Consider the following 22,224-nt stretch of genomic DNA (forward strand, 5'->3'; position numbering starts at 1 on the left):
TTGGATGCCGGGATGAGCGACTCGCGGGCGCCGGTACCCGAACGGAGACCCGAGGGACACGCCCGCCCCATGGCCGGCCCACGCCTCGGGCACGTGCTCGTCGCCGCCCGCATCGCGGCGGGCCGCGGCCTGCAGCCCGGGACGACGCGGCGGCACCCCACGTGGGGCCTCACCTTCCTCACCGCCGGTAGCGGCCGATACCGCGACGCACGGCACGACGAGCCCCTGACCCCAGGGTCGCTCGTCGTCGTGCACCCCGGACACCCGCACTGGTACGGCGCCGAGCCGGGCGGCTGGGACGAGCACTTCGTCGTCTTCGACGGGCCTGTCTTCGGCCTCGCGACCCGGTCCGGGGCCCTCTCCTCCGATCACCCGCTCGTGCACGGACTACCGGTCAGGCGCTGGGCGGCCCGCTTCGCCGCCTTCGACCGGCCTCGCCCTGCCACCGCCGACGGCCGCGACGCCGAGGCGCTCGCGCTGCTCACCGCACTCCTCGAAGCGCGCGACGCCTCCACGGGCACCACGCGCCGCGCCGGCCGCCCGGGCGCCGTCGACTGGCTCACGCGGTCCGTCGAGCTCCTCGACGGCGAGCTGACCGAGCCGCTCGACCTGCGTGCCGTCGCGGCCGAGGTGGGGCTCCCCTACGAGACGTGGCGCCGGCGCTTCCGGGCCGAGACGGGCACCAGCCCGTGGGCGCACCGGTCGGCACGCCGGCTCGCCGCCGCCACCGACCTTCTCGTGCACACCGGTCTCGGGGTGCGCGACATCGCGGCGGCCACCGGCTACAGCGACGAGCGGCACCTCATCCGGAGGTTCCGCGAGGCAACGGGGCAGACGCCTCGCGCCTACCGTGACGACGCCACCTGACGGCATACGCCCGCGCTCGCAACCCGCCGAGAACGCCGCAACGCACCGGCATCGGCTGCCGGTGCGTTGCGACCTGTTCGGTGTGTTGGGGGGGCGGTCAGCCGCAGACGGCGCCGCCGCTCGCGCTGCCGACGAGCTTGCGGTACTTCGCCAGGACGCCGCGGGTGTACTTCGGCTCCGGGTGGGTGACGCCCTCGGCGCGACGACGCTGCATCTCCTCGTCGTCGACGAGCACGTCGAGGGTGCCGCTCGCGACGTCGAGGCGGATCGTGTCGCCGTCGCGCACGAACGCGATCGGGCCCTCGTCGACGGCCTCGGGGGCCACGTGCCCGACGCAGAGGCCGGTCGTGCCACCGGAGAAACGGCCGTCGGTGAGCAGCAGGACGTCCTTGCCGAGGCCCGCGCCCTTGATCGCGCCGGTCACGGCGAGCATCTCGCGCATTCCGGGGCCGCCCTTGGGGCCCTCGTAGCGGATGACGACGACGTCGTTCTTCTTCAGCGAACCGTCCTCGACGGCGTCCATGGCCGCGCGCTCGCCGTCGAAGACGCGGGCCGTGCCCTCGAAGACGGACTCGTCGAAACCGGCCGACTTCACGACCGCGCCCTCCGGCGCGAGCGAGCCGGTGAGGATGGTCAGGCCACCCGTCTTGTGGATCGGGTGGGCCATCTCGCGGATGACGCGCCCGTCGATGTGCGGCGGGTTGATCTCCTCGAGGTTCTCGGCCATGCTCTTGCCAGTCACGGTGAGGCAGTCGCCGTCGAGCAGGCCGGCCTCCAGCAGCGTCTTCATCACGACCGGGATGCCGCCGATGTGGTCGATGTCCTTCATGACGAAGCTGCCGAACGGCTTGACGTCGGCCAGGTGCGGCACCTTCGCCCCGATGCGGCGGAAGTCCTCGATGGTGAGGTCGACCTCCGCCTCGTGCGCGATGGCGAGCAGGTGCAGCACCGCGTTCGTCGAGCCGCCGAAGGCCATGACGACCGCGATGGCGTTCTCGAACGCGGGCTTGGTCATGATGTCGCGCGCCGTGATGCCGCGGCGGAGCAGCTCGACGACGGCCTGACCCGACTTGCGCGCGTACATGTCGCGGCGACGGTCGGTGGCCGGGGGCGCTGCCGATCCCGGGAGCGACATGCCGATCGCCTCGGCGACGGCTGCCATCGTGTTGGCCGTGTAGAAGCCGCCACAGGCGCCCTCCCCGGGACAGATGGCCCGCTCGATCGCGTCGACGTCCTCACGCGACATGAGACCGGCGTTGCACGCCCCCACGGCCTCGAAGGCATCGATGATCGTGACCTCCTTCTCGGTGCCGTCGCTGAGCTTCGCGACACCGGGGAGGATCGTGCCGGCGTACAGGAACACCGACGAGAGGTCGAGGCGCGCGGCGGCCATGAGCATGCCGGGCAGCGACTTGTCGCAGCCGGCGAGCAGCACTGAGCCGTCGAGGCGCTCGGCGTTCATGACGGTCTCGACCGAGTCGGCGATGATCTCGCGCGACACGAGACTGAAGTGCATGCCCTCGTGGCCCATCGAGATGCCGTCTGAGACCGAGATCGTGCCGAACTCGAGCGGGTAGCCCCCGCCGGCGTGCACCCCGTCCTTGACCGCCTTGGCGAGCCGGTCCAGCGACAGGTTGCACGGCGTGATCTCGTTCCACGAGCTCGCGACGCCGATCTGCGGCTTGGCGAAGTCGTCGTCGCCGAGGCCTACCGCCCGGAGCATCCCCCGCGCCGCGGTCTTCTCGAGACCGTCGGTGACGTCGCGGCTGCGGGGCTTGATGTCAGGCGTCTGCGTCATGTCCTGCAGCATAGGACTGTGTCCGCTGGGTGGACACCGCATCTCACAGCCTGATCCATCGTTAGCGGGACTCAGTCGTCGTGACCACGGCTGACGTGGAAGCGCGCGAGAGCGCACGAGCCGAAGTCGATGTCGGCCCACTCACCGGCATACCGCAGGACCGCGAGCCCGCTCGTCACGAAACCCTCGCCGAGAGCGTCGTGCGCCTCGCGCGACCCCTCGCCGTCGGTGAGCAGGCTGGTCAGCTGGGCCATGGTCGGGTTGTGCCCGACGACGAGCACCGTCGTGGTCTCGCCGGCGTCCTCGCGCACCGTCTCGAGGGTCTGCTCGGAGCCACCGAGGTAGACGCTGCGGCGGTACTCGACGAACTCGGTGTGCGCGCCGCCGCGGCAGGCCTCCTCCCACGTCTGCCGGGTGCGCTGCGCCGTCGAGCAGATCACGAGGTCGGGCACGAGGCCCTGCTCGTGCAGCCACCGGCCGGCAGCCTTGGCGTCACGCCGGCCCCGCGTGGCGAGCTCGCGGTCGTGGTCGGCCTTGCCGAGCCCCTCCTCGGCCTTGGCGTGCCGCATCAGGATGAGGGTCTTCTCTCTCGACGCACTGCTCATACGTCTAGAGCATGCTCCGGGTCGCGCCGCTTGTCAGCCCGGAACACCGGGCAGCCGGGCGGCGATCCTCGGGGCCCTGCTCGCGTCAGAGCGCGAGCTCCGGCTTGATCCGCCTGGGCGTCCACACCCGTGACCCGCGCGCCGCCACGGTCGAGACCAGGAGCGCCCCGACGAGGTATGCCGTGAGCACCGCCACCGCTCCGAGCACCGGCGCGAGGTCGGCACCGTAGAGCAGCCGGCGCAGGCCGTCGACAGCGTGGCTCATCGGCACGACGTGGTGGACCGCCTGCAGCGGCGCGGGCAACGTCTGCCACGGGAACGTGCCGCCGGCGCTCACCAGCTGGACGACCATGAAGACGAGGCCGAGGAACTTGCCGACCGCGCCGAAGCGCGAGGCGAGCGCGTGCAGGATCGCGACGAACGTCATCGAGGTGAAGCAGAGGAAGAGGAGGGCGAGCACCGGGTGCGCGATCCGGATGTCGACGCCACGGCCGACCACGAGGACCAGGGCTGCGGCCTGGACGATCCCGACCGTCGCCGGAGCCAGCCACCCACCGAGCGCGGTGCGGAACGAGCGCTGGCTCGTGGCGAGCGCGCGGGGCGAGAGGGGACGCACGAAGAGGAACAGGACGTAGGCCCCGATCCACAGGGCCAGGCTCATGAACAGCGGCGCGAGCCCGGCACCGTAGGAGCCTGCCGACGAGAGCGAGTCGGTCGCGACGCCGACGGGGTTGCCGATCGTCTGGGCCATGGCCTTGCGCTGCGAGTCGGTCGGGTCAGGCACGGCGTCGCGACCCTTGACGAGGCCCGCGTGCAGGTCTGTTGCGCCCTTGGTCAACGTGTCGAGGCCGGAGGCCAGGCTCGTCGAGCCGGCCGCGAGCGAGCGCGCTCCCGTGGCTGCGGAGGACGCTCCGTCGACGAGCCGGTCGGCCCCCTCGTCCACCCGGTCGAGGCCGGTCGCGAGCGCGCCCGCACCGTCGCGCACCCGGGCTGCACCCGAGTGGGCCTGGGCGATGCCGTCGGTGAGGCCGGGGGTGGCGTTCGCGAGCGCGCGCGCCCCGGTGGCCACCTCGTCGGCGCCCCTCGACAGCCGCCCCAGGTCGGCGGAGGCGGACTGGATCGTGGCATCGGCGCTGTCGACGTGGCCGTCGACGACGTCGAGCCGCCGCTCCACGACGGCCAGCTGCGCATCGGTGAGCCCTTGCGCCTTCAGGGTGGAGAGCAGGCCGGCGCGGTCGTCGGCGATGCGGCTCTTCAGCTGGGTCGAGGCGTGAGCGGCCCGGGCACCGTAGCCGGCGACCGTGCGGTTGCCCGCCGCGACCTGTTCGGCGCCGTCGGCGAGGCGGTCGGTCTGCGCGGGCAACGCAGCCGTCCGCGACTGCAGGGTGGCCAGGCCGGAGGCGAGCCGGGTGGCGCCGGCCTTCAGGTCGTCGGCACCCGAGGCCGCGCGCGCAATGCCGGCGTCGAGCGCTCGCGCGCCTGACGCGAGGTCCCTCAGCCCGGTCGCGAGGGAACCGGCGCCCGCCGCCAGCTGGCGCGCCCCCTCGTCGGCCTCGACCGCACCGGTCCGGAGCTTCGCGGAGCCGTCCACGGCCTTCGCGAGCTGGTCGTGCACGTCGCTGAAGCCCAGCAGCAGCCGGCTCGCCGCTGTCTGGCTCACCTCGCCGGCGACGGTGGCAGTCACCTGCTTGATGACCTGGTTGCCGATCATCGAGGTCATGTAGTTGTTGGCGTCGTTGGTCTCGAGGACCAGCGTCGCCTGTCGCGGCGTGAGCTCCGCCGTCGAGGCGAGGTCGGCCGAGAAGGTCCGGGGCAGGATGACCGCGAACGCGTAGCTGCCGTCGTCCACACCGTGCTTCGCCTCGTCGCGCGACACCCGGTGCCAGTCGAAGGTCTTCGACTCGACGAGGTGGCCAGCCACCCGGCCGCCGACCTGGAGCCTCTCACCCGTGTCGAGCGTGGTGCCGGCGTCGTCGCTGACCACGGCCGCGGGCACCTGCGGGAAGGCGCCGTACGGGTCGTGGTTCGCGTAGAGGTAGAGGCCGCCGTACAGGGTCGGGACCAGGACGAGCGCCGCGAGCGCCAGACGCGCGAGGCGCGACGCCGTCAGACGACGCAGCTCGGCGACGGCGAGGCGGACGGGGTTCATGCGGGCTCCCCCTCGGTGGTGAGGTCGGTGGTGAGGTCGGTGTGGTGCGGCAGGGTCGAGGCGGTTGCGGGAGCACAGAGCGCGATCACGGTCAGGCCACGGTCGGCGACCGACCGTGCGGCCTCGAACCACTCGCGCGGGTCACCCCCGTGGCGGTCGGGACCGGAGAGCACCAGGACGCGCACGTGCGGGTGCCACGAGCCGAGCTCGAGCAGCAGCTCAGTGCGCTGGCCCGCGGGCAGGCTCTCCCAGCGTCGCGACGCCAGCTCGGTGAGATGCCTCTCCCGGAGGAAGGTGGCGACGTCCCTGCGCGACGAGGACCGCTCGGCGAGGGCGAGCTCCTCGGCCACGACCGCACGAAGCGGGAGGGCGTCCTCCGGCGCCGTTACGTCGGGCACGTCGACGAGGCGGGTACGCAGCTGCAGGTGCGCCCGGTCGGTGGAACCGCCGATCGAGACCGTGCCCGTGAGCAGGTCCACGCGTCCCCCGATCGCGAGAGCCAGGGCGACCTGGCTGGCTCCGGGGTCCACCCCGACCACCGTGACCTCCCCCGCGGGGGCCGTGAACCCGATTCCCGACACGAAGGGCTCGTGGGTTCCCCGGACCGACACGTCTCGTGCGACCACCTGGCGCTCGTTCACTGGATCCATCCTCCGAGCGGGACCGTCCCGACTCTTGATACGAGTATGCATCCAATACATAGTCGTATTCAATTCGAGGGCGTATCCTCGGAGCATGTCGTCCGTCACGTCCCGGGTTCCAGCCACCCGTCGCATCACCGCGCGCCGTCAGGCGACCCGCGACCGCGTGCTCGAGGCTGCCAGCGAGGTCTTCGCCGAGCGCGGCTTCCACGGCGCCAGCGTCGAGGACATCTGCGAGCGAGCCGGCTTCACGCGAGGCGCGTTCTACTCCAACTTCTCGTCCAAGGACGACCTCGTGCTCGAGCTGTCGCGCCGACACTCCGAGGCCCTCGTCGAGCGCATCCGTGCAGCCAGCAAGCAGGAGCGTGCAAGGGCCGACGAGATGCTGCAGGCCGTCTTCGCCGCCCTCGCCGACGACACCCGCAGCAAGGAGCAGTGGCTGGTCCTCACGACGGAGTTCACGCTCCACGCGATCCGTGAACCCGGCGCCCGACGCGCCTGGGCCGCCCAGCAACGCCGAGTACGTGACGAGCTGGTGGCCGTCGTCGACGAGGCGGTGGCCCGGCAGGGACTCACGCTGCCCATGCCCACCGACGTGTTCGTCCGCGCGGCCATCGCACTCGCCCACGGCTCCATGACGCAGCGGCTGGTCGAGCCCCGCTCCCTCACGGTCGGCGAGCTCGAGCGCACCGTGCTCCCGGTCCTGCTCGGCGTCGACGCCTGAGCCCGAGCACGCACCGGCCGCCCGGTCTGGGCACACCAGTGGCGGGCGCCCACTGGGGACGCCCGCCTCTCCTGGGGGATCAGGTCACAGGGCGCTCATCACCACCGAGGTGGAGATCCCGCCGAGGACGACCGGCGACGCACCGGGCCGGCGCCGAGCCGCTTGAACGAAGTCTCCACACCCTGATCGGGTGCGGTACCACTCTCGGCCTGCGCCCTTGCGGAAACCTTGGAGCCGAGCGTCTTGCCCCAAAGGCCCACAGATGTCCGAATTGTGTTGCCGCATATGTGGATTCGCAAGGTATCAACAAGGTCACTGGGGTCCTCTTGAGCCGGAAAGGGCATGATCAAGGGAGGAACCATGTCTTTGTCTCGCCGAGACCTCATGAAGCTGGGCGTCGTCGGGGGCGCCGCCCTGGCACTGCCGCTGGAGCGCACCGTGAGTGCCAGGTCCAGCTCCCAGGGCCGCCTGGCGAGCAGCCGGTTGCCCAGGCCGTTCACGCTGCCGTTCCGGACACCGCCGGTCCTGCGGCCCCACCGCACCGATGCCACGACCGACTTCTACAAGGTCTACATGAAGCCCCTCCAGGCAGAGGTGGTCCCCGGCCTGCAGACGCCGCTGTGGGGCTACAACGGACTCGTGCCGGGCCCGACCGTCAAGGTCGCACAGGGTCGGCAAACCGTGATGCGACAGGTGAACAACCTGCCCAGGAAGCACCCTCTGCTCAACTACACGCCGTGGACGTCGGTGCACCTGCACGGGTCCCCGTCCCTGCCGCAGTACGACGGCTACGCGAGCGACATCACGAACCCCGGCCAGTACAAGGACTACGTCTACCCGAACACGCAGACCGGCCGGACCCTCTGGTACCACGACCACGGGCTCCACCACACGGCCGAGAACGTGCTCATGGGACTCGCCGCCCAGTACCAGCTGGTCGACCCGCTCGAGAGGTCACTGCCGATCCCCAAGGGCGAGTTCGACGTGCCGCTGCTCGTCAGCGACGCGATGTTCGCGAGCAACGGATCGCTCTACTTCGACAACCACAGCGAGTCGGGGATGTACGGCGACGTCGTCCTCGTCAACGGGGTGCCGTGGCCCGTCATGCAGGTCAAGCGGCGCAAGTACCGCTTCCGCATCCTCAACGCGTCCATCTCGCGCTCGTACCAGTGGTCGCTCGACTCGGGCGACCCCATGACCGTGATCGCGACGGACGCCGGCCTCATGCCACGCCCCCAGAAGGTGCAGCGGTTCCGGCACGGTGCGGCCGAGCGCTACGAGGTGGTCATCGACTTCAGCAAGATGCCGGTCGGCCGTCGGGTCGTCCTGCGCAACACGAGCCCGAAGAACAACATCGACTACGAGAACACCAACAAGGTGATGGCCTTCGACGTCGTCGCCGACCCGTTCGACACGTCGTACAACTCCGTGCCCGACCTGCTCAACCCGACCAACCCGGCGATGCTGCTGACGGCCAAGGACGCGGTGCGCACACGCCAGCTCAACCTCGTGCGCGAGCACGGGATGTGGACCATCAACGGCCACACCTGGGACGACGTCGTGAAGAGCAAGTTCGACCTCGTGGAGGCGAACCCGCGCGAGGGCGACGTCGAGATCTGGGAGATCCGGAACTCCTCGGGGGGATGGTTCCACCCCGTCCACATCCACCTCATCGACTTCCGTATCCTCGACCGCAACGGCAAGCCACCGATGCCGCACGAGCTCGGGCCCAAGGACGTCGTCTACGTCGGCGAGAACGAGACGGTGCGGGTCGTGGCACGCTTCGAGGGCCGGGGAAAGTACATGATCCACTGCCACAACCTCGTGCACGAGGACCACGACATGATGAGCCAGTTCGAGGTGCTCGCCGACCACGACGTGTCCGACCCGCTCAGCGACCCGTGCAAGGGGTTGCCCGAGACCTCCGACCTCTGAGGCGGTGACGACGTGTCGTCCATGACCTTGCCACCGGACTCGCACGCGGGCTCGAGCCCCGGGACCGGCCCGGACGCCGGGACGGCCCCAGCCACCGGCCGAGTGCTCGCCACCGCGCCACGGGCGGCCGCGGCGCTCGTCTGCGTCGCCGGCCTGGTCCACCTCGTCGTGGCTCCCGATCACTTCGACGAGTGGGCGCCCGCGGGTCTCTTCTTCATCGCCGTGGCGGCCGGTCAGCTCTGGCTGGCGCAGGCCCTGTCGCGAGGCCTCAGTGCCCGCCTCGTCCCGGCGGCAGTCCTGCTCACGTCGGGGCTCGTCGCGCTCTACGTCGTGTCGCGCACCATTGGCCTGCCGTTCCACGCGGACGGTGCGGGCCTCGGGCTGGGCGGGAGCCATCACGGAGGGTCACAGGTGCCCGGCGGCCAGGGCAACGGCATGCCGATCATCCCTGGCTCCGGCGCCGAGGCAACCATCGAGACCGTCGGCGCCCTCGACCTGGTGTGCGTCGTCGCCGAGCTCGGAGCTCTCGCACTGCTCGTGGGGATGCTGCCGCCCCGACAGCGTCGCTCCGTGGGCAACCTCCTCCTCGCCGTGGGCATCTGCGGCTGGGTCGTCTGGGGCCTGGTGCGTTTCACGTGAGGCGGGACGCGCAGGACCCGGTGGCAACGCACTCGGAGGGCAACGGATCCGTTCTCGAGGACTGCACCGACCTCGACGGCGGGCCACCGCGGGCACACGCACGAGCGTTGGCGCGGCACCACCGGGCGGTGGCCGCGGGCCTCGTCGCCGCGGCTGTTGGCGCAACCCTCGCGTGGGTGGTGCAGCCCGTGCGGGTCAGCTCGGACTCGATGACCCCGACCCTGACGTCCGGCGAGCACGTGCTGCTGCTCAAGCAGCCCTGGGCCGGTCCGGTCGCTCGCGGTGACGTGGTGGTGCTCGACGGGACCTCGTGGGCGCAGGCGGCGGCCGCCGCCGTGGCGGCAGGCGGGGCCGACGGCCTCTCCCCCGACCGTGTCGACGCCGCGGTCCGCACCGTACGCGGCACCTCCCTGGTCAAACGGGTGGTCGGTGTCGCCGGCGACACCGTCGAGCTCGACGACGGCGCCCTGGTGGTCAACGGCAGACTCGTCGTCGAGCCGTTCGTCGACCTCGAGTCGGTCGACGGCGTGTGGTTCGGTCCGGTCACGGTCCCGACCGATGCCGTCTTCGTGATGGGTGACGCCCGGGCGAGCTCCATCGACTCCCGCGACCTGGGCGTGGCCCGGCTCGACGCGGTCGAGGGCCGCGTCGTCAGCCCGTTGCGGCGGTGAGGTCCGCGGTGAGGTCCGCGGTGGTGGCGAGCGCGGCCGAACACTGTCGTGCGTCGGCTCCCCCGACCAGGTCCATGAGACGGCTGCAGTCCTGCTGGAGGGGCCTCGCGACCACCGAGCCGATACCGCCGACCTTGCCGTCGTCACCACGCGCCACCGGTACGCCGACCACACCCTTCATCCTTGTCCGCCCGGTGCAGATCCCCTTGCAGCCACGGGGCATCGCGGTCGGCCGCAAGCGACCTCTCGGACCACGGGCGGGACGACCCCTAGCAATTGGGACCATTTTCCGTCGAACGCGCACGAGTGCCGTGATACTGGGGGCCAGGGGGAGCGCCGGGGGGCGCAGCGGCCCCCCACGAGGGGGTACTCGATGACGTCCGATGTCTTGCGAGTCCTGGTGGTGGACGACCACAGGACCCTCGCCGACGCGCTGTGCCTCGCGATCTCGGCAGAGCTCGGCATGGAGTGCGTCGGAACCGCCCACGGGGCGCGCGAGGCCTCTGCGCTCGTGGCGACCGCCTCTCCCGACGTCGTCGTGATGGACGTGAGGCTCGACGACGGCGACGGCGTCGACGTGACCCGGGCCATCACGAACGACAGGCCCGAGACGCGGGTCGTGGTCCTCACGGCGCACGTTGACGAGTCCCTGCTGACCCGCGCGGCCGAAGCCGGAGCCTGCGCGGTCCTTCCCAAGGGTGGCCCGCTCACGGAGCTCATGGACTCCGTGCGCACGGCTCCACGCGACGGTTTCGCCGTCCACCCCCTCCTGCTGCGCAGCCTCATCAGCCCGGCCTCGGCGGCACGTCCAGCGCCCAACCTCCTCACGGCGCGCGAGCGGGAGGTGCTGACCCTGTTGGCCGAGGGCCGCGATCCCACCGCCATCGCGCGCGCCCTCGGGATCTCGGTCCTGACGTGTCGCGGCTACATCAAGAGCCTCCTGGTGAAGCTCGACGCCCACAGCCAGCTCGAAGCCGTGATGATCGCCTTGCGCCGCAGGCTCATCCAGCTCCCGGACGAGGACTGAACCGATGCTCGTGAAGACACCGCCGAAGACGAAGCTCGTTCCGGTCAAGCCCGCGCCGACCCGCGGCACGTCACCAGCGCAGCTCGACGTCCCGCACCGGGGCCGGTCGAAGGTCGTCCGCGACTCCGTGATCCGGTTCCTGTTCTGGAGCGCTGCGGTGCTCGGCCTCGTGGCCGCGGGCACGCTGCTGCTGTCGACCCCTCTCGCCGAGCGGCTCTCGCTGCGCGAGGCGACGGCGCGGAGCGTGGCCTACGCCAACTCCGTGGTCAAGCCCCTCGTCGACAAGAAGGTCCTCGCCGGCGACCCCGGGGCGACGCAGGCCCTGGTCCACCTCATGAGCTCGCGGATGGCGGACGGCTCGATCGCCCACATGAAGATCTGGACCCGCGACGGTCGCGTGCTCTGGAGCGACGAACGCGGCGTGACCGGTCGGAAGTTCGAGCTCGAGCCCGATGTCGAGGAGCTCTTCGGCACGACCGAGGCAACGGGCCAGGTCTCCGACCTCGACAAGCCCGAGAACGCCCAGGAACGGTCGGAGGAGGAGCTGATCGAGGTGTACGTCGGCTTCAGCGCCGACGACGGCACCCCGCTCGTCTTCGAGGCGTACTGGCCGACCGAACGGATCCGCCAGGACGTGAGCGACATCCGCTGGCAGTTCACGACGCTCGGACTCGTCGCGCTGCTGCTGCTCGCGCTCGCGCTGCTCCCCCTCGCCCTGTCGCTGGCGCGACGCGTCGACCGCGGACTGGCCGAGCGCGAGGAGATGATGGCCCAGGCCCTGTCGGCGTCCGACCTCGAGAGGCGCCGCCTCTCGCAGGACCTGCACGACGGCATCGTCCAGGACATCGTCGCGCTCGGCTACGCCCTTCCCACCGTGGCGGCGGCCCTGCCGCACGAGGCGACGGCCGCCCGGGCCCTGCTCGAGCAGGTCCACCACGACGTCGCCCGTGGGGTCGCCGGCGTACGCGAGCTGCTCACCGACGTCTACCCGGCCGACCTCGAGCACGGAGGGCTCGAGCACGCCGTCCAGGAGCTCGCCGAACGGCACCGACGCAACGGCACCGAGGTCGTCGTGGCCGTCGACCTGCGGCTCGGCGAGCCGCTGGCGGTCGCGCAGCTGACCTACCGCGTCGTGCGCGAGGCGCTACGAAACGTCGCCAAGCACGCCCGGGCCACCGAGGTGGAGGTCACGGCAGAGGTCGAGGACGACCGGGCGACCGTCGAGGTGCGCGACGACGGCGTCGGCCTGCGAGGCGCGTCCGACGTGGCGGACGAGACGACCTCGACCGACGGGCTCCCCGGCGGCGAGGGGCACCTCGGGCTCCGGTTGCTGCGCGACACCCTGCGGACCTTCGGTGGCGACGTCACGATCAGCGAGCGGCCCGGCGGCGGCACCGTGCTGCGGGCGACCTTCCCGCTGGCCCTACGACCGGTCTCGACGCGCTGACGGGCGGCCCCTCGTCAGCCGCCTGACACGGCGTTGATGATGTGGACCCTCGCGCCGGCCGGCACCTCGGCCGCTGTGCCTGCCCCACGCGTGGCGTCCTCGCCGTTGACGAAGACCTTGACGTGCCGGCGGATCTGCCCGCGCTCGTCACGCACCTTGCCGTCGAGGATGCGGTGCTCGGCGAAGGCACGGTCGAGCAGCTCGGCCACGGTCTGGCCCTCGCCGGGAGACTCCACCTCGATCTCGGCGACGCCCCCGACCAGGTCACGGAGCATTCCCGGCAGGATGACGCGAACGGGAGCGGACGGCGTACGAAACCCCTTGTGCATCAAGTGAGCTGGGCCGCGCGGACCACGAGGACGTCGGGCAGCTGCGTGGCGATGCGCTGGAAGCTCTCGCCCTCGTCGGCCGACGCGAAGACGTCGCCGTTGCGGGTGCCGAGGTAGACACCGACGGGGTCGGCTGAGTCGAGACCCGCCGCGTCGCGCAGCACGCAGGTGTAGCTGTGGTCGGGCAGCCCGCTGGCCTGCCGGTGCCACGTCGCGCCGGCGTCGTCGGTGCGCTGCACCTGCAGCTGGGCCTCGGGCGGGATGCGCTCGCCGGCGTCGGCGACGGGCACGACCCAGGCCACGCCGGGGCGCCTCGGGTGCGCGAGCACGGTGAACCCGAAGTCGGTGGGCAGGCCCTCGGCGATGGAGTCCCACGTGGCGCCGTTGTCGCCGGACCGGTAGACACCGTTGTGGTTCTGGGCGAACAGCTCGCCCTCACCCTGGCCGCGGGCCACCTTGTGGACGCACTGGCCGTACTCGGGGAACTCGTTGTCGGGCATGAACCCGGCACGGATGCCGGGGTTGCTCGGCGACCATGTCGCGCCTCCGTCACCCGAGCGGTAGACGCCACCGGCACTCATGGCCACGAGGATCGACTCGGGGTGGCCCGGCTCGGGCACGATGGTGTGCACCGCACCACCGCCGAAACCGGGCTCCCACATCGGTCGGTGCGGGTGGTCCCACAGCCCGCGGACCAGCTCGTAGCGCTCGCCACGGTCGGTGCTCTTGAAGAGGGCGTGCGGCTCGACCCCGGCCCAGACCACGTCGGCGTCGTTGGGGTCGGGCGTCAGCTGCCAGACCCGCTCGAGGGCGGTGTCGGTGTCGCTCGGGAACGCGAGCGCGCGCTCGGCGCTCTCGGTCCACGTGCGACCCCCGTCGGTCGAGGCCTGGACCGTCGGCCCCCAGTGCCAGGACTTGACCCCCGCGAGCACGGTCGAACGACCCTGCCTCGTGTCGATGGCGACGGAGGCGACCTCGCTCATGAGGAAGTGCGGACCTTCGAGGGTCCACTCGGTGCGGTCGCTGCTGCGTGCGATCCACAGGCCCTTGCGCGTGCCGATGGCGACGATGGTCTCGGTCATGTTGACAGTGTCCACTAAGGGTCTGACAGCGACAAGGCCACGGCGCGGTGACGAGCCTCGGCCGGCTCACACGGCCGGGGCCCCACCTGTCGCGACCGCGTTGACGGGGGCGTCACCCGTCAGCATCGCCTGCACCTGGCGTCGCACGAGCGCCTTCGCCCGAGGGCGCATCGCCTGCGTCGCGCCGCCGACGTGGGGCGTGATGAGCACACCCGGGGTGGTCCAGAGCGGGTGGTCGGCGGGCAGGGGCTCGGGGTCGGTCACATCGAGCGCCGCCCTGAGCCGCCCGGACGCGCACTCGGCCAGGAGGGCGTCCGTGTCGACCACGGGACCTCGGGCCACGTTGACGAGGAGGGCGCCGTCCGGCATACGCCCGAGGGTGTCGGCGTCGAACAGCCCACGGGTCGCGTCGGTCAGCGGGACGATGACCACCACGACGTCGTGGCTCGGCAGGAGCCCCGGCAGCTCGTCGATGCCGTGCACGTGCGGGACGAGGTTGTCACCCTCCCGGGCGCGCGAGGCGACCGCGGTCACGGTGACCTCGAACGGCGCAAGCCGACGGGTCACCGCCCGGCCGATCCGGCCGTAGCCGACGACCAGCACCCTGCTGTCGGCGAGTGCCGACCGCAGCACGAGCGGCTCCCACGTCGAGCTCGCCTGCGACGCGACGAACTTCGGGATCTCCCGAACGGACGCGAGCGTCAGCGTCAGCGCGAGCTCAGCCGTCGACGCGTCGTGCACGCCTGCGGCGTTGCACAGCGTGACCCCCACGGGCAGGTCCGGCAGGAACTCCTCGTAGCCGGCGCTCTGCAGCTGCACGACCCGCAGGGCGTCGAGTCCGACGGCCACGTCGGCGAGCCGCAGCCGCGTCATGTACGGCATCACCGCGAGCTGGACCTGCGCACCCCGGGGGTGTGGCCCGGCCATGTCCCAGACGACGGTGTCGACACCGTCGAGGTCGGCGATCGCCTCGGCGAACTCGGGATCGGGCACGGACACGACGAGCGGATCGGCAGCCATGCGGCCACGCTAGATGACCGGTTCGACGGCAGCCGCGAACGTCCACGCGGCATCGGCCGAGCGGGCCCCTGCGCCTCCCGCCCGAGGCTAGGCTCGCCACCGTGAAGCCGCCCCACGTCCTGTCCCTCAACTCGGGTCGTCGCATCCGCCCGTCGGGTGGGGGCTCCCCCACGGCGATCGACAAGAGGCCGGTGGAGTCCTTCGAGGTCCGAGATCCCGGACCCAAGCACGGCGGGCTCGGCAGCGGCGTGGTCGGCGACGAGATCGGCAAGCCGCAGCACCACGGCGGAGCCCTCCAGGCCGTCTACGCGTACGCCCGCGAGGACCTCGACCACTGGGAGCGCGAGCTCGGGCGGTCGATCGCATCGGGCGGGTTCGGTGAGAATCTGACGACCCTCGGGGTCGACACGACGCACGCGCTCGTCGGCGAGCTGTGGCACATCGGCGAGGTGGTGCTGCGCGTCGAGGTGCCCCGCATCCCCTGCGCCACCTTCGCCGCCCACATGGGTGTGCCGCGCTGGGTGCGCCGCTTCGCGGACGAGGGCCGCACCGGGGCCTACCTGTCGGTCGTGATGCCCGGCGTCGTGCGCACCGGCGCCCCCATCTCCGTCGAACGGCCCGACCACGAGGTCGACCTGCTCCTGCTGTTCCGCGGGCTGATGGGCGACCTCGGCGCAGCGCAGCGGGTCATCGACGCAGGAGTCGTCCACCCCGAGGTGCGTGAGAGCCTCGCCGACACCGTGGCGCGACGCGGCGCCTGACCAGTGTGGTCATCGGCGACCCTTGGGACACAATGAGGTATGCCGCATCGTCCCCGCCGGATAGGCCGCGCCCTCACGGGAGGTGTCGCCGTCGTGCTTGCTGCCACGGCGTGCACGGGCTCGTCCCCGAACGCGCCGTCGACCAGCGCCGGCGCGTCGACGGCCGGAACGAGCGCCACGTCGGCCCCGAGCACGCCGGTCGAGACGAGCACCGCGAGTTCGCCGAGCACCCCCGGTACCACGACGCCGACCACCTCGACGACGCCGCCCACCAGCACCGCGGCCCGCACCACCACCACCACGCCGCCCAGCCAGCCGACCGGACCCGTGACGCTCCTCGCCGGCCTCGACATCGCCTGGTCGGTCGCCGTCCTGCCCGACGGCAGCGCACTCGTCAGCGAGCGCAACACGGGCCGGGTCCACCACGTGCCCAAGCCGGGCACGGGCGGCCAGGCCACGGTCGTCGGACGCCTCCCGATCTTCCGCACCGAGGGCGAGGGCGGGCTGCTGGGGCTCGCGGTGGCGCCGGACTTCGACACCGAGCCGGTGCTGTACGCGTACTACACCACCGAGAGCGACAACCGCATCGCCGCCGTAGCCTGGCAGGACGGCCGGCTCGGTGAGCCGAAGGTCATCTTCTCGGGCATCCCCAGTGGCCGGCGCCACGACGGCGGGCGCATCGCCTTCGGTCCCGACGGCTACCTCTACGTGGGCACGGGCGAGGCCGGTGACACCGGGCTCTCGCAGAACCTCGACTCCCTCGGCGGGAAGATCCTGCGCATCACCAGGGACGGCGACCCTGCGCCCGGCAACCCCTTCGGCGGCTCCCCCGTCTGGTCCTACGGCCACCGCAACGTCCAAGGGCTCGCCTGGGACAGCCGGAAACGGCTGTGGGCCAGCGAGTTCGGCCAGGACACCTGGGACGAGCTGAACCTCATCGAGGCCGGCAGGAACTACGGCTGGCCCGAGGTCGAGGGCCGGCAGGACAACCCCGACTACGTCGACCCGGTCGCGCAGTGGTCGACCGACGAGATGTCGCCGAGCGGCATCGCCGTCGGCCCCGACGGCGCCGTCTACATGGCGGCGCTGCGAGGCGAGTCGGTCTGGCGCGTCCCCGTCAGCGCGGACGGCTCGGCCGGCAAGGCGACCCGCCACCTCAACCGCACCTACGGGCGCATCCGCGACATCCAGTTCGTCGGCAACCGCGTCTGGATCACGACGAGCAACAACAACCGCAACGACCGGCTGCTCTCCCTGCCGCTCTCCGCGGTGGGCGCCGGCTGACGGACGTCGAGATCGGCGGCTCGCAGGCTGCCGAAGTCCTCAGCGCGTGGCTAGCCTGACGGGCAGGGGCTCGCAGCGGCGTGGGCCCGCGACGAGAGGGTCACCTCATGGGTGCGTACGACGAGATCCTTGACCAGGTGCCGGTCGACCAGCTGGCCGGCCAGCTCGGGGTCGGGAGCGACGAGGTGCGCCTGGCGGCGCAGAACGCCCTGCCCGCGCTGCTCGCCGGCCTGCACGCCAACGCGTCCGACCCGGCGGCCGCCGACTCCCTCATGGCGGCGCTGTCCGACCACCAGGCCCCGGTCAAAGGGCTCGACAACGTCGACGAGCAGGACGGCCGGGCCATCGTCGGCAACATCTTCGGCGACAACACCGACCAGGTCGTGAGCCAGCTCGGTGGGCTCGGTGGGCTCGGTGGGTCCGCTGCGCGCGGTGGCGCGTCGGGCGGCATCGTCCAGAAGCTGCTGCCCATCCTGGCCCCGATCGTGCTGTCGTGGCTGGCCGGGAAGGTCGGCCAGGGTGGCGGGCTCGGCGGTGTTCCGGGCGGCAGCGAACCGGCCCCCTCGACGGGCGGCGGCGCGACCGACGGCGGTGCCCTGTTCCCCGGCGGTGCGGGGGCCGACAGCGGTCCGGTGCAGGCACCCGGCACCGCGACCCCGACGGGGGGCGCAGCGACGGGCGGCTCGAACCCGCTGCAGGACATCCTCGGCCAGGTGCTCGGTGGAGCCGCGGGCGGCGGGGCAGGGTCCGGGGGCTCGGGCGGCGCCGGCGACATCCTCGGCGGCCTGCTCGGCGGCCTCCTCGGCGCCGGCAAGCGCTGACCCCCCCTCTCCACTGGGGGTGGGGTCGGGGGGTCGGGGGCAGTCGGATCCGGGGTCAGGTGAGCTTGGTGAGGATGAGCTCGCGGGCCTTGCCGGCGTCGGCCTGGCCCTTCATCTCCTTCATCACCTGGCCGATGAGCGCACCCGCGGCCTGGACCTTGCCGTCGCGGACCTTCGCCGCGATGTCGGGGTTGGCCTCGATGACCTTGTCGACCGCGGCCTCGAGGGCCCCGTCGTCCTGGACGAGCTCGAGCCCGCGCGCGTCGGCGACGGCGGTCGGCGTGCCTTCACCGGCGAGCACGCCGTCGAGCACCTGGCGGGCCATCGAGTCGTTGAGCCGGCCGGAGGTGACGAGTCCGTCGAGCTCGGCGACGTGGGCGGGCGTGAGGCCCAGCTCTGCGGCATACGTGACGATGTCCTGGCCCTCGGCGTTCGCACGACGCGACGGCTCACCGAGCCACCACTTCCTCGCGGCGCCGGCGCTCGCCCCTGCAGCCACGGTCTCCTCGATGAGCTCCACCGCGCCGGCGTTGATGACGTCACGCATCTCGAGATCGCTGTAGCCCCAGTCGGACTGGAGCCGCTTGCGACGGGAAGCGGGGTTCTCGGGCAGTGTGCCGCGCAGCGCCTCGACCGTCTCACGCGTCGGCGCGACCGGCACGAGGTCCGGCTCGGGGAAGTAGCGGTAGTCCTCGGCGTCGGACTTCACGCGGCCAGACGTCGTGATGCCGGTGTCCTCGTGCCAGTGACGGGTCTCCTGGAGGATCGAGCCGCCGTCGTCGAGGATCGCCGCGTGTCGCGAGATCTCGTAGCGCACGGCCCGCTCGACCGAGCGGAGGGAGTTGACGTTCTTGGTCTCGGTGCGCGTGCCGAGCGGCACGGCGAGCTGCTCGGGCGACGTCGGGTCGCCGACCTTGGCCCGCAGCGACACGTTGGCGTCGCAGCGCATCGAGCCCTGCTCCATCTTCACGTCACTGACGTCGAGGGCGCGCAGCAGGTCGCGGAGCGCCGAGACGTACGCCTTCGCGACCTCGGGTGCCCGCTCCCCCGCCCCGACCATCGGCTTGGTCACGATCTCGATGAGCGGGATGCCGGCCCGGTTGTAGTCGACGAGCGAGTGGTCGGCCCCGTGGATGCGTCCGGTGGCGCCGCCGACGTGCAACGACTTGCCGGTGTCCTCCTCCATGTGGGCGCGCTCGATCTCGACGCGGTAGACGGTGCCGTCCTCGAGCTCGACGTCGAGGTGGCCGTTGTAGGCGATCGGCTCGTCGTACTGCGAGGTCTGGAAGTTCTTCGGCATGTCCGGGTAGAAGTAGTTCTTCCGGGCGAAGCGGCACCACTGCGCGATCTCGCAGTTGAGCGCGAGACCGATGCGGATGGCCGACTCGACGCCCTTCTCGTTGACGACCGGCAGCGCCCCGGGGAGGCCGAGGCACACCGGGCAGACCTGCGAGTTCGGCTCGGCGCCGAACTCCGTCGGGCAGCCGCAGAACATCTTCGTCGCGGTGTGCAGCTCGACGTGCACCTCGAGGCCCATGACGGGGTCGAACTTCGCGAGGGCCTCGTCGTAGTCCATGACGGCGTCGGCGGTGGCCGTGCTCATGTCAGGCTCCCTTCACTGCAGCGGTGTCGCCCAGCACGGGCGCGCGGTCGAGGATCGGACCGCCCCAGCGGTCGACGAGCGCAGCCTCGAGGGCGGCGCCCACCGAGTAGAGCCGCTCGTCCTTCGTGGCCGGCGCGAGGATCTGGATGCCGGCGGGCAGGCCGTCCTCGTCGGCGAGACCGGACGGGATCGACATGCCGGGCACGCCGGCGAGGTTGGCCGGGATGGTCGCGATGTCGTTGAGGTACATGGCCATGGGGTCCTCGAGCTTGTCGCCGAGCCTGAAGGCCGTGGTCGGGGCCGTCGGGCTGACGAGCACGTCGACCTTCTCGTACGCATTGTTGAAGTCCCGTGCGATGAGCGCGCGCACCTTCTGCGCGGAGCCGTAGTACGCGTCGTAGTAGCCGGAGCTCAGGGCGTAGGTCCCGAGGATGATGCGCCGCTTGACCTCAGGTCCGAAGCCGGCGTCGCGGGTGGCCGCCATGACCTGCTCGGCGCTCGGGTCGTCGACACCGTCGGGCAGCACCCGCAGGCCGTAGCGCATCGCGTCGAACTTCGCGAGGTTGCTCGAGGCCTCGCTCGGCAGGATGAGGTAGTACGCGGCGAGGGCGTAGTCGAAGTTGGGGCAGCTGACCTCGACCACCTCGGCACCGAGCTCCTCGAGGAGCACCACCGACTCGTCGAAGCGGGCGCGGACGCCGGGCTGGTAGCCCTCGCCGCCGAGCTCCTTGACGACGCCGATGCGCATGCCCTTCACGTCGGCGTTGCGTGCGGCCTCGACGACGGGGGGCACGGGCGCTTCGATGGAGGTCGAGTCCATCGGGTCGTGGCCGCCCATGACGGCGTGCAGCAGAGCCGTGTCGAGCACGGTGCGTCCGCACGGTCCGGCCTGGTCGAGCGAGCTCGCGAGGGCGACGAGGCCGTAGCGCGAGACGCCGCCATAGGTCGGCTTGGTGCCCACGGTCGCCGTCACGGCTGCCGGCTGGCGGATCGACCCACCGGTGTCGGTGCCGGTGGCGAGCGGCGCCTGGAACGAGGCGAGCACCGAGCTCGAGCCACCACCCGAACCACCAGGGATCCGCTCGAGGTCCCACGGGTTGCGCGAGGGACCGTACGCCGAGTGCTCCGTCGAGGAGCCCATCGCGAACTCGTCCATGTTCGTCTTGCCGAGGATCGGCAGTCCGGCCTCGCGCAGCTTCGTGACGACGGTCGCGTCGTACGGCGGCACCCACCCCTCGAGCATCTTGCTGCCGCAGGTCGTCGGCAGGCCCGTCGTCGTCATGACGTCCTTGACGGCGATCGGCACGCCGGCCAGCGCGCCGAGGCTCTCACCGGCCCTGCGACGCTCGTCGACCGCCCGGGCCTGCCCGATGGCGCCCTCGGTGTCGACGTGCAGGTACGAGTGCACCTGGCCGTCGACGGCGGCGATGCGGTCGAGGTGGGCCTGGGTCACCTCGACCGACGAGACGGTGCCCGCGGCGAGCGCGTCGGCGAGCGCGGAGGCAGTCGCCCGGGTGAGGTCGGTTGGCAGGTCGGTCACGTCAGTGCCTTCGTGTTCGTTTCTGCTGCAGGGGTTTCGTGGTGCCCATGAAGAGGGCGTCTGCCGCGGGGCTCAGCCCGGCGGCATACGCGGGCGTCACCTGACGGCTGGGTGGGCGGCTCGGTGGGCTCAGTCCTCGTCGAGGATGCGCGGCACGGAGAAGCGCTGCTGGTCGACCTCGGGGGCGCCGGAGAGGGCGGCCTCGGCCCCGAGGCTGGGTCGCACGACGTCGGGGCGGGTCACGTTGGTCAGCGGCATGGGGTGCGACATGGGGGCGACACCGTCGGTCGGCGCCTGCTGGACCTTGGCCACGGACTCGAGGATGACCCCGAGCTCACCCACCATGCGGTCGAGCTCGGCGTCGGAGAGCCCGATGCGGGCGAGGCCGGCCAGGTGGGCTACGTCGTCGCGGGACAGGGAGGACATGCGGGCCAGTCTATGGGGCGCCCGAGCGCGCCCCGAACCGGTGCCCGAGCTGCTCCGTGCGCGGAAAACGCATGTCAGGGCGTGTCCTGCAGCCTGCCCGCCTCGTTGATGAGGCAGAGCCACGTACAGCCAAGGAGAACCCTCGATGTCGAGCACGGCAAGCACCACCTCCTCCAGCCCCACCCCGGACCCGGCCTCGGGCGCCGCGACGGGCAAGGAGCACGACCCCGGAGACGCGACCCTGACCGAACAGCCGGTTGCGAGCAGGTTCACCGATCGCGCGGCAGCGAAGGCAGCGCAGGCCGAGTCCAACTCCACGCCAGCACACGTGGCGGGCCCCGCGCCCGAGCCGACCGTGCCGACCGTGCCCACCGTGCCCGGCCAGCCCGCTCAGCCCGCTCAGCCCGCTCAGCCCGTGCAGGCCACCTCGCCCGCCGAGCCGACCCAGCGCACCGCGCGCGTCCGGCGCTCGCCCGACCTGCGGGCCGGCGCCCGACGCGCGGCGTCCCTCACGAAGAGCGGTGTCAACCGTCTGCGCACCCTGCTGGGCGAGATCGTGTGGGTCGTCTGCCTGCTCGCCGCTGCTGCCCTGCTGCTCGGCACCGCCGTCGTCGTGCTCGAGGCCAACACGCACAACGCCCTCGTCGAGGGAGTTCTCAAGGCCGCGGACTGGGCCGACCTCGGTGTCTTCAGCCGCACCGCCGGCATCAAGCAGTTCACCGGCGAGAACGCGGTGATCAAGAACGCCTTCGTCAACTGGGGTCTCGGCGCCGTGGTCTGGCTCGTCGTCGGTCGCATCGCGCGCCGCATCCTCACCCCCTGACCCTCCCCCGCCGCCGTTCGATGTATTCGCGT

Annotated in this window: 22 protein-coding genes; 11 read left to right on the forward strand and 11 right to left on the reverse strand. The window is 71.8% G+C overall.

From position 1 onward, the window contains the following. Window positions 1–69: 69 nt before the first annotated feature. Window positions 70–867 carry a helix-turn-helix transcriptional regulator gene (locus ACFQ2V_RS01375; protein WP_386050113.1) on the forward strand — a complete coding sequence of 266 codons (798 nt, stop codon included), beginning with the start codon at window positions 70–72 and terminating at the stop codon, window positions 865–867. Window positions 868–964: 97 nt separating this feature from the next. Here ACFQ2V_RS01375 and ilvD read toward each other — a convergent pair whose 3' ends face one another. The 4 genes from ilvD to ACFQ2V_RS01395 form a co-directional block, all read right to left on the reverse strand. Then, window positions 965–2,665 (reverse strand): dihydroxy-acid dehydratase, encoded by a 1,701-nt coding sequence (gene ilvD / locus ACFQ2V_RS01380; RefSeq protein ID WP_386050114.1) that lies wholly within the window; start codon window positions 2,663–2,665, stop codon window positions 965–967. Between the two features lie 71 nt (window positions 2,666–2,736). Further along, window positions 2,737–3,270, reverse strand: coding sequence for a SixA phosphatase family protein (locus ACFQ2V_RS01385; RefSeq protein ID WP_386050115.1), 534 nt, complete (start codon window positions 3,268–3,270; stop codon window positions 2,737–2,739). A gap of 85 nt (window positions 3,271–3,355) precedes the next feature. After that, complete coding sequence (locus ACFQ2V_RS01390; RefSeq protein ID WP_386050116.1) at window positions 3,356–5,419, reverse strand: YhgE/Pip family protein; 2,064 nt, start codon at window positions 5,417–5,419, stop codon at window positions 3,356–3,358. After that, the gene (locus tag ACFQ2V_RS01395; protein ID WP_386050117.1) at window positions 5,416–6,060 is read right to left on the reverse strand and encodes a hypothetical protein; all 645 of its coding nucleotides are present in this window, start codon (window positions 6,058–6,060) and stop codon (window positions 5,416–5,418) included. The genes ACFQ2V_RS01390 and ACFQ2V_RS01395 overlap by 4 nt, the downstream gene beginning before the upstream one ends. A 94-nt stretch (window positions 6,061–6,154) precedes the next feature. Between ACFQ2V_RS01395 and ACFQ2V_RS01400 the strand changes: the two genes are divergently transcribed. The 4 genes from ACFQ2V_RS01400 to lepB all read left to right on the forward strand — a co-directional run bounded on the left by ACFQ2V_RS01400 (window position 6,155) and on the right by lepB (window position 10,029). Beyond that, window positions 6,155–6,784 carry a TetR/AcrR family transcriptional regulator gene (locus ACFQ2V_RS01400; protein WP_386050118.1) on the forward strand — a complete coding sequence of 210 codons (630 nt, stop codon included), beginning with the start codon at window positions 6,155–6,157 and terminating at the stop codon, window positions 6,782–6,784. Window positions 6,785–7,144: 360 nt separating this feature from the next. After that, complete coding sequence (locus tag ACFQ2V_RS01405; RefSeq protein WP_386050119.1) at window positions 7,145–8,719, forward strand: multicopper oxidase family protein; 1,575 nt, start codon at window positions 7,145–7,147, stop codon at window positions 8,717–8,719. A 21-nt stretch (window positions 8,720–8,740) separates the two neighbouring features. Further along, the gene (locus ACFQ2V_RS01410; protein ID WP_386050120.1) at window positions 8,741–9,358 is read left to right on the forward strand and encodes a hypothetical protein; all 618 of its coding nucleotides are present in this window, start codon (window positions 8,741–8,743) and stop codon (window positions 9,356–9,358) included. 20 nt (window positions 9,359–9,378) lie between these two features. Next, entirely contained in the window at window positions 9,379–10,029 is a 651-nt protein-coding gene (gene lepB / locus ACFQ2V_RS01415; RefSeq protein WP_386050121.1) for a signal peptidase I, read from the forward strand. Here lepB and ACFQ2V_RS01420 read toward each other — a convergent pair. Continuing rightward, a complete protein-coding gene (locus ACFQ2V_RS01420) occupies window positions 10,010–10,201 on the reverse strand; it encodes a hypothetical protein (RefSeq protein ID WP_386050122.1) in 192 nt (63 codons plus the stop codon). The two genes, lepB and ACFQ2V_RS01420, sit on opposite strands and share 20 nt — an antisense overlap. A gap of 201 nt (window positions 10,202–10,402) precedes the next feature. Here ACFQ2V_RS01420 and ACFQ2V_RS01425 point away from each other — a divergent pair, with 201 nt between their 5' ends. Together ACFQ2V_RS01425 and ACFQ2V_RS01430 are read left to right on the forward strand one after the other, a co-directional pair. Then, entirely contained in the window at window positions 10,403–11,056 is a 654-nt protein-coding gene (locus tag ACFQ2V_RS01425) for a response regulator (RefSeq protein ID WP_386050123.1), read from the forward strand. A gap of 4 nt (window positions 11,057–11,060) precedes the next feature. Beyond that, window positions 11,061–12,503: a sensor histidine kinase gene (locus ACFQ2V_RS01430; RefSeq protein ID WP_386050124.1), complete on the forward strand. Its 1,443-nt coding sequence runs from the start codon at window positions 11,061–11,063 to the stop codon at window positions 12,501–12,503. Window positions 12,504–12,517: 14 nt separating this feature from the next. On the opposite strand, the gene ACFQ2V_RS01435 is transcribed toward ACFQ2V_RS01430, so the two are convergent. From ACFQ2V_RS01435 to ACFQ2V_RS01445, 3 genes are all read right to left on the reverse strand, one after another. Then, a complete protein-coding gene (locus ACFQ2V_RS01435) occupies window positions 12,518–12,832 on the reverse strand; it encodes a MoaD/ThiS family protein (protein WP_386050125.1) in 315 nt (104 codons plus the stop codon). Further along, complete coding sequence (locus ACFQ2V_RS01440) at window positions 12,832–13,914, reverse strand: WD40/YVTN/BNR-like repeat-containing protein (RefSeq protein WP_386050126.1); 1,083 nt, start codon at window positions 13,912–13,914, stop codon at window positions 12,832–12,834. The genes ACFQ2V_RS01435 and ACFQ2V_RS01440 overlap by 1 nt, the downstream gene beginning before the upstream one ends. 66 nt (window positions 13,915–13,980) lie before the next feature. Beyond that, window positions 13,981–14,934, reverse strand: coding sequence for a 2-hydroxyacid dehydrogenase (locus ACFQ2V_RS01445; protein ID WP_386050127.1), 954 nt, complete (start codon window positions 14,932–14,934; stop codon window positions 13,981–13,983). A gap of 101 nt (window positions 14,935–15,035) precedes the next feature. Here ACFQ2V_RS01445 and ACFQ2V_RS01450 point away from each other — a divergent pair, with 101 nt between their 5' ends. The 3 genes from ACFQ2V_RS01450 (at window position 15,036) to ACFQ2V_RS01460 (ending at window position 17,800) form a co-directional block, all read left to right on the forward strand. After that, complete coding sequence (locus tag ACFQ2V_RS01450; RefSeq protein WP_386050128.1) at window positions 15,036–15,695, forward strand: MOSC domain-containing protein; 660 nt, start codon at window positions 15,036–15,038, stop codon at window positions 15,693–15,695. Window positions 15,696–15,788: 93 nt separating this feature from the next. Further along, a complete protein-coding gene (locus ACFQ2V_RS01455) occupies window positions 15,789–16,979 on the forward strand; it encodes a PQQ-dependent sugar dehydrogenase (RefSeq protein WP_386050129.1) in 1,191 nt (396 codons plus the stop codon). 107 nt (window positions 16,980–17,086) lie between these two features. Further along, window positions 17,087–17,800: a DUF937 domain-containing protein gene (locus tag ACFQ2V_RS01460; protein ID WP_386050130.1), complete on the forward strand. Its 714-nt coding sequence runs from the start codon at window positions 17,087–17,089 to the stop codon at window positions 17,798–17,800. Window positions 17,801–17,855: 55 nt separating this feature from the next. Here ACFQ2V_RS01460 and gatB read toward each other — a convergent pair whose 3' ends face one another. From gatB to gatC, 3 genes are all read right to left on the reverse strand, one after another. Further along, on the reverse strand, window positions 17,856–19,403 hold the full coding sequence (gatB, locus tag ACFQ2V_RS01465) for an Asp-tRNA(Asn)/Glu-tRNA(Gln) amidotransferase subunit GatB (RefSeq protein WP_386050131.1): 1,548 nt from the start codon (window positions 19,401–19,403) through the stop codon (window positions 17,856–17,858). A 1-nt stretch (window position 19,404) separates the two neighbouring features. After that, entirely contained in the window at window positions 19,405–20,934 is a 1,530-nt protein-coding gene (gene gatA, locus ACFQ2V_RS01470; RefSeq protein ID WP_386051027.1) for an Asp-tRNA(Asn)/Glu-tRNA(Gln) amidotransferase subunit GatA, read from the reverse strand. Between the two features lie 138 nt (window positions 20,935–21,072). After that, on the reverse strand, window positions 21,073–21,369 hold the full coding sequence (gene gatC / locus ACFQ2V_RS01475) for an Asp-tRNA(Asn)/Glu-tRNA(Gln) amidotransferase subunit GatC (protein WP_386050132.1): 297 nt from the start codon (window positions 21,367–21,369) through the stop codon (window positions 21,073–21,075). Window positions 21,370–21,514: 145 nt separating this feature from the next. On the opposite strand from gatC, the gene ACFQ2V_RS01480 reads away from it, so the two are divergent. Continuing rightward, window positions 21,515–22,192 carry a hypothetical protein gene (locus ACFQ2V_RS01480; protein WP_386050133.1) on the forward strand — a complete coding sequence of 226 codons (678 nt, stop codon included), beginning with the start codon at window positions 21,515–21,517 and terminating at the stop codon, window positions 22,190–22,192. Window positions 22,193–22,224 lie beyond the last annotated feature (32 nt).

It is taken from the genome of Terrabacter terrigena, assembly GCF_042676085.1.
GTDB lineage: Bacteria > Actinomycetota > Actinomycetes > Actinomycetales > Dermatophilaceae > Terrabacter > Terrabacter terrigena.